This window comes from Candidatus Poribacteria bacterium (assembly GCA_021295755.1).
Classification (GTDB): Bacteria; Poribacteria; WGA-4E; order WGA-4E; family PCPOR2b; genus PCPOR2b.
Genome location: JAGWBT010000185.1, coordinates 1 through 7,568 on the forward strand (window position 1 = coordinate 1; position 7,568 = coordinate 7,568).

Genomic DNA, 7,568 nt, shown 5'->3' on the forward strand with positions numbered 1-7,568 from the left:
TATGGTGAATTAGATAAATAAGTAGACATTTACCAATAACTCCCGCCTTCGCGAAGTTTCCAAAAGTCCCCCTGATAAGGGGGATTTAGGGGGTTGCCTGTGCATTGGAAGTGTCTAAGTAATTCTAAAATATACCATAGAAGTTTTGATACATTCTTAAAGGCAGCCAATGTGCTGCCTTTTTTTTATATTAAACGCGGGTGTTAATCGCCAGTATCACCCATTCAATCGTGAGCTCACTTAAGTTAAAATACTATTACTCCAGCGTGAGACGGTATTCCAGATGAACGAGCAAGAGAAAATCCTTATCATTGATGATGAACCTGACACCATCCTGATCTTACAGGATCGGCTCGAAATGGAGGGCTATCAGGTGATAACTGCTACCGATGGGTGTGATGCCCTTGAGTTAATCGATCAGGATCTGCCGGACCTAGTGCTCTTGGATATCCAGATGCCGCGCTTGGATGGAATCGAAACGCTTACACACATCCACCAAAAGTACCCCGGTATACTTGTGGTCATGTTGACAGCACACGGCACAATCCAGCGCGCTGTCGAAGCGACGAAGCAAGGCGCATACGATTTCTTAGAAAAACCCTTTCAACCAGAGCATATTACACAAAAGGTTGACCAAGCGTTAGAACACCAACGCACCATCGAGCACAGTACAAGGGACGAACTCATCCACAACTATGAGGAAATCGTGGGGGAAAGCCCTGCCATCCTCGAAGTCTTAAAGATTATCGAAAAGATTGCGGATACAGACTCGACGGTGTTAGTCCAAGGGGAGAGCGGTACAGGGAAGGAGTTAGTTGCTCGTGCACTTCGCCAAAATAGTTCGCGCAGAGAAAAGGAGATGGTGGTCGTCAATTGTGCCGCTATTCCGGATCATCTGCTGGAGAGCGAACTATTCGGGCATGAGCGTGGGGCTTTTACTGGCGCAACTTACCAGAAGATTGGGAAATTTGAGCGCGCTCACGGCAGCACGTTGTTTCTGGATGAAATTGCAGATATGTCGATTGAGTTGCAATCCAAGCTGTTGCGCACCCTACAGGAAGGAGAAATTGAACGGCTGGGTGGGACAAAAGTAATCCGTGTTGATGTGCGAATCATTGCGGCGACTAATCAAGACTTGCGGCAAGCAATTGAAGCAGGAACATTTCGTCAGGACCTCTACTACCGTTTGAATATGATTCCAATCCATCTGCCCCCATTACGAGCCCGTCAGAAGGATATCTTGATATTGGCAGAGTATTTCCTGCAAAAACACAGTAAAGCCCACAATCAACCTACGCGGCTGATCAGCCAAAAGGCGAGGGAACTTTTTATGCAATACGATTGGCCCGGCAACGTACGAGAACTGGAATACTCCATTCTGCGAGCGGCCCTCTTCGCAGAAGGCGATGTAATTCTCCCAAAACATCTCCCGGAAGAGATTCAATCCACCCGCCAACGTGAAGCCGAAAATGTACCCGTCGGCCTTACAATGAAGGAGATGGAAAAGGAATTAATCCTCAAAACCCTTGACAGAATGGAGGGGAACCGCACCCGAACAGCCGAGATTTTGGGGATTAGCCTGCGTTCCTTACAGTATAAACTGAAGGACTACGAAGCAGCTGTCGAGCATGACACATAAAACCCCCTTCCTGCTCATTCTCTACAACCTGCTGTGTTGAACCATAGATTCACGCAAGTTGCTAGGGCGTGTTGACATTTGGCAGCACGTAGGGTGGGTTGAACGGGAAACCGTGAAACCTAACAACATCCCCTCTCCGTAGGTCGGGCATCTTGCCCGACCCATAGCCAGCAGGACGATATATTTATAAAAAAAGACAATGGTTGGTAGGGAACAACGATCGTTGTTCCCTACGAAGCGGAACGTAGAAGCGCGTATATTTCGTAAGGAACGAAGATCTCCGTTCCATTTGTTAAATGTCAACAGAACCTAATAACCCGTAGGTCGATTTCCCAAAAACGATAGTTTTGTGTCGATAAATGAACCTCGACCTACTATCAAAAGGGCCAAATGCCTCTGCTGTGAAATGCTATCGTCCGTAAACCCTTTGCTGAAAGAGATCGAAGACCGCATCAAGTTTTGCCCGATTCGCAGAATTCTCTGGAAATAGGTGAGACAACCGTTCATAAAATTTCAAGAACACCGGAGTGAAGTTTCGCAACGCTTGCGGAGACTTCTCGGCTTGAACTAGTTCCGTAATACCTTTCCACCCGCTTTCCTGAGCCTTGAAGTCCTCCTCAGTTGCTATGGGGCTTGCAACAACTTGCTCAAAAGCACGAAGTGCTTTCCGATACTGCCCATTCCGATAATATGCCCAGCCAAGGGTATCTAGAAAGTTTTTTTCCGTCGGGGCTTGTTTCACCGCGTTCAGCGCAAGTTCAACTGCCTTTTGCGGGTTGGTCTGCTGCTCGACGTAGAGCCATGCCAAGTTATTATTCCATGTTCCATTTTCAGGGTCTTTTTTGATGGCTCCTTGATAAAAAACTTCCAACTTACGATCCCAAAATCTCCCTTCTTGAGGGGCAAGCCCCTTGGCACGCGTGTAAAAATATTCCAAGTTTTGATACAGGGGCTGATTGTAACCCCGTTTATCTGCAACCGTTTCACACAGTTCGATATAGTCTGTCAGGTCCGTTTTCTCATCTGGACCCTCGAAAGCTGTTGCTTGGTAAACCCATAACAGATTATTGTTCCAAACAGGGTTGTCTGGATCCGCTTGGAGCGCTTTTTCGTAGAACTGTTTAAGTTTGTGTGTCCAAGACGCGTCATCCGGAAAAGTTTGTAATGCTTCGATATAAAGGTTTTCAAGAATCGCGTAGGCATTGGGATCATAAGGGCGTGTTAGGATTATCTGCTCGTGACTCTTGATATAATCGGTTAAGTCAGCGGGGGACACCCTATCAACCTGACGTTCAGCCGTTTCCCTTGAATCGGTGACGGCATGTAGGACCGGCATAACACCGCTTGCGATTGTCAAAGCCACAAGCACCGCTGTCAATCCTGCCACAATCCTTTTTTCACGTCCACGATAGCTAAAAATCTCTGGCGTAAGGACTAGCCCGCCAACAAACCCTGCGAACAGTCCGCCGAGGTGAGCGGCGTTGTTGACGTTATAGTTGAAATGGGGGAAAATAAAGAATCCAAGAAGAATGTCAATCGCAATATATGGGAGCAGTCGTAAGCCGAGAATCCGTCCCAGCCTTCTTGGAAGCCGATCCTTGTAACGGATGCCCAAAGCGACAGCAACGCCAATCAACCCGAATACGGCACCCGATGCCCCAACCCCAAGGGCATTTTGAACAAAAGGCAAACTGGCAACACTACTTACGATAGCTGAAATCAGATAGAAAAACAAAAACCGGGTTCTGCCGTACACCCCTTCTAACAAGCTGCCGAGGAGGAACAGTATGCCCATATTCAGGAGCAGGTGCAAGGCATGGGCGTGCAAAAAGGTACTTGTTAACAGGCGCCAGTATTCCCCATCTTCTACAATTAAGTGATAAGAGTAAGCCCCAAACTGAATCAGGGGACCCAAGTCTTGGGCAGACGCTATCAACCGAAGTTCGAGTGGGTGAAAAATGGCGACCACAGGTAATCTTCTTGGGTACTTGAGAAAACCTCGACCTGATTTTAACTCGGCGCTGCTGTTATCTGATTGATCAACGTTTGTACGTTCTGAATCGTTGTCAAGGTCCCACAGTTTCCGAGCCGGCGGGAGTTCGGTGACAGGCAGCCATTGGCCATCGGTGAGCGTTTCGGACCATACGAAAGCATCCCGCGGTACGCGCCCTAGCTTTATCCAGTCATATAGCGTTGTCTCATCAATGTCAAAGATTTGATTTCTAATTTGAATCTTCATCGTTATTGTGATAGGCGAGGATTATTCGCTACCCCTCACTCGTCCAGCCATCATCTCTTTCACCGTTGCCAGCGAATAGGTGTTGAGAACATCAGTTTTCTCCAGCCAACCGCGCCGGGCAACGTTGATCCCGAATAGAACACGCTCTAAGTCAGGGATTGAATGCGCATCGGTATTGACCGACAATAGGACGCCGCGATCACGCGCCTGCCGTACAGAACTCGGTTCAAGATCCAGTCGGCTGGGTGCAGCGTTAATCTCTAATGCGACACCGTGCGCTGCCGCTGCGTCGATCACTGCTTCAAGGTTGACTGCATATCCCGGACGTCGCCCTAGCAGGCGGCCTGTTGGGTGTCCGATGATAGTGACATACGGATTTTCGATTGCGCGAATAATGCGGTCGGTCATCTCCGATTCACTCATTGACAACCCCTCATGGACGCTTGCTATAACAATGTCAAGCTGCGCCAAGAGTTCGTCAGGGAAATCAAGGCTGCCGTCTTTCCGGATATCGACCTCTGAACCTGCAAGCACTTCCATCCCATCGACTTCTGTGTTGATTTCCCGAACCTGTTGGATTTGTGACGACAACCGTTCAGGCGTTAAGCCGTTGGCAACCCGTGAGGATTCGGAGTGATCAGTAATGGCGATGTATTCATGCCCAAGTGATGCCGCGGTCTCTACCATCTGCCGAATTGTACCCCGTCCATCGCTCCAATCAGTGTGCATGTGCAAATCACACCGTAGATCGCTCTGCTCAATAAGGGTTGGTAGATTATCCGCGGATGCCGCCTCAAGCGAATCCGCGTTATCTCGTAGTTCAGGAACGATAAACGGCAATCCAAGTTGACCATAAATATCGGCTTCCGTCCTGTTTTTTGACCAATCGGGCAGCGGTTCACCTATTGGCTCAATACCTTGAGATAAAGCGATTTGATTGAATTGAGTCTGGTGCGCGTCCGCACCCGTTGTTACGACTAAAGTTGCTTCATATTCTGCTGCACTGGTACAGTAAACCCGCAACGGAAATCCCCTATCTACAGAAGCAACGACGCAGACATTATCTTCTATCGCTGGTGATACCACACCTTTTACCTCGGACAACACTTCAACAATCGCTTGTGCACTGCCGCATTCCGCGACTAGCTCAAGGCTTTGTAACATCTCCTCGTGCCTGCGAAAATCTCCGGTGAAGTCCAGCCGCTTGATATCTGGACAATTTTTAAGTGCATCAAAGACAGCAGCCGCAATCGGTAAAATCTGTCGGAGCGGGCGCAGCTTTCTCTGCGCTTCGAGAAACCGCAACCCCTCATCAATAGATGCAATTGTCTTAGCACCCATCCGTTTCATCTGCGTGAGCCGATCTGCATCAATTGCTGCTCGGAGATCGCTCAGGCCCTTTACGCCCAGCTCATTATAAAATCGTCCCGCTGTTTTTACGCCAACCCCCCGAATGGCGATGAGGTCTAGCACATCGGGTCCCATCTCATCGATCAGGTTATCATGGAAGCGGCACCGTCCTGTCTCCAGCATTTCGATAATTTTCTGTTCAATCGCTTTGCCGATTCCCGGAATTGAGCGAAGCGTTCCCTCCTCTGCCAATCTATGCAGATCCACCGAGAGTTCGTCAATTGTCTCCGCCGCTCGATCGTAGATTCTGGCACGAAAGGAGTCGTCGCCTTTGATTTGGAGCAGATTCCCGATATTCCTGAACACTTCACCGATTTCGTCGTTTGTCATTTTATAATCTCTTTTTTGCAGGGTATTATGTTGTGCGCGGGAATATTCTACCACACGGGGAAGGAAGGTGCAAAAGGTTTGATTCTTCTAGCACTAGTAGGGAATAAGAGGGGGCTATCCGATGTGGGTCGCTGATTAGTGAAATTTCTGCAGTCGATAAACTCGTATCTCCGGATGCGTCAACGCCCGTATCGGAAAAGGCGCGTCATGATCCGAGATCGGAATACCGAGAAAACGGGGTTGACGCTGAAAACGTTGTACGAGAGTATACCGACCCGATTTCCCGAAAACTCGCTCGTAGAATTCTCCCGTTGCTTCCGTATCAACCGATTCTAGCGGATACCAATCGATTGCAGAATAGTGTGATGGATTTGCGGCGTAGTTTAGAAAAACCTCTGCATTTGGCATTGAGACAACGACCCACTCTGCGCCTTCTCCATAGGCTTCTCTGCCCAATTTTGGCATAACCCAATCAAACAATACTTCAGGTTCACGTTCAATCGCCTTATCCGGTGGGATATTCGATTCTATCCACTCCTTTGCCTCGACAGTTGTCGGGACAGATCTCGCAACGTTGGCAAAGGCAGCGGTGTAAATCAACGAATACACACCCACCCCGCCCAGAATGGTGGCAGAGAAGATGAGGGTTATCCACTGTTTTAGAATCGGATTTCGGCGATCCCAATTCCATCTGGAGAGTGCGGTGCTCACCCCATCTATACAGCCCGCCGCGAATAGTGTCAACACCGGATAGATCAACAGCAGATGACGGACAAATTTTAGCTTGTGCGAACCGATGAATAACAGATAGGGTATCACAAAGGCAAGGAGAATTTTATCCGCATCTTTCCGTTGAATTATCGCCAACACGGTCCCGACGATTACCAGCAACGTCAACGGCGTGCCCAGCCCCCACCGCAGAAGCGTCCACAGATAGGTAAACCGATTGAACCAGTTGATTTCACCGGTTGCAAACAGCCCAAAGTGCCCTTTTTGATAGTGCGAAGATTCATAGAGAAGGGCATCGAAGAACAGGTTCCACTCCGCGGAAAAGAGATCAACCAGCCAATATGGGCAGACTATCGTGAACGCCGCTCCTACAACCCCGACGATTGTTGCCAATTTCAAGAAGAAATCCGAAGCCCGAAAATGCTCTGCTCGTAAGAACAGAAGGGCAACGACGGATAAGCCTGCGAAAATCGTTGTGAACTTAACGGCGAAGCCGATTCCTACGATAACACTCAGCCAAACAACGCGACGGAATGTGACAGCTTGTGTCTTTGCACAGCACCAGAGCAGCAGGGCTACACAGAAGGTAGCGGGAATGTCGACCAGTGCAAAGCGAGACTCGTTCGTTGCATGTAGCATTGCTACGGCAAGCAATCCACTACCTATCAGGCCAATAGGACGGCTGTAAAACTGAGTCCCAACCTGATATGTCAACCAGATAGTCGCTGTTGACAGCAGAACGTTTATAAAGCGACCTAACCAGATGACCTGAGCAACTGTCAGTTCTAATCCAAACGTCTCTAAAACCACACCGATCAACGCAACTAAGTAGAACCAAGCGGTTCCGGGCCAATTATAGATCTGAGGTGGGGATTCAAGATGGATAAGGTTGAGAATGTCCTGTGCAATCAGCGGTTCACGTGGATCGGGGTGATCAGGCAAACCGACACTAAGCCCAACGATTCGGAGTGCGAAACCGATCGTGAGGATAGGAATGAGAACTAGATCAATCCGAGCAAAGCGCATCGTTCTTCAGGGAGTACACAGGCGTCTCAACTTCCAATTATCAGCAGCTCACTGTTGGACCTTCGCCCACATTTCATCAGAAATTTCGGCTTTAATATTCTCTGATTGATCCGACATAGCCGGCAAGCCCAGTTTCTTGAAGATCTCTCGCCAGCGCTCTGGTTGCGTGACATCGACATAGACCGGCAGGAAGCC

Annotated in this window: 4 protein-coding genes; 1 reads left to right on the forward strand and 3 read right to left on the reverse strand. The window is 48.8% G+C overall.

Features of this window, described 5'->3' with window-relative positions; genetic code table 11:
* The first annotated feature begins 283 nt into the window (after positions 1-283).
* A complete protein-coding gene (locus J4G02_20905; protein ID MCE2396983.1) occupies positions 284-1,639 on the forward strand; it encodes a sigma-54-dependent Fis family transcriptional regulator in 1,356 nt (451 codons plus the stop codon).
* Positions 1,640-2,048: 409 nt separating this feature from the next.
* Here J4G02_20905 and J4G02_20910 read toward each other — a convergent pair whose 3' ends face one another.
* From J4G02_20910 to J4G02_20920, 3 genes are all read right to left on the reverse strand, one after another.
* Positions 2,049-3,878, reverse strand: coding sequence for a rhomboid family intramembrane serine protease (locus J4G02_20910; protein ID MCE2396984.1), 1,830 nt, complete (start codon positions 3,876-3,878; stop codon positions 2,049-2,051).
* Between the two features lie 21 nt (positions 3,879-3,899).
* On the reverse strand, positions 3,900-5,618 hold the full coding sequence (gene polX, locus J4G02_20915) for a DNA polymerase/3'-5' exonuclease PolX (protein MCE2396985.1): 1,719 nt from the start codon (positions 5,616-5,618) through the stop codon (positions 3,900-3,902).
* A gap of 135 nt (positions 5,619-5,753) precedes the next feature.
* A complete protein-coding gene (locus tag J4G02_20920; protein ID MCE2396986.1) occupies positions 5,754-7,373 on the reverse strand; it encodes a glycosyltransferase family 39 protein in 1,620 nt (539 codons plus the stop codon).
* Between the last annotated feature and the right edge of the window lie 195 nt (positions 7,374-7,568).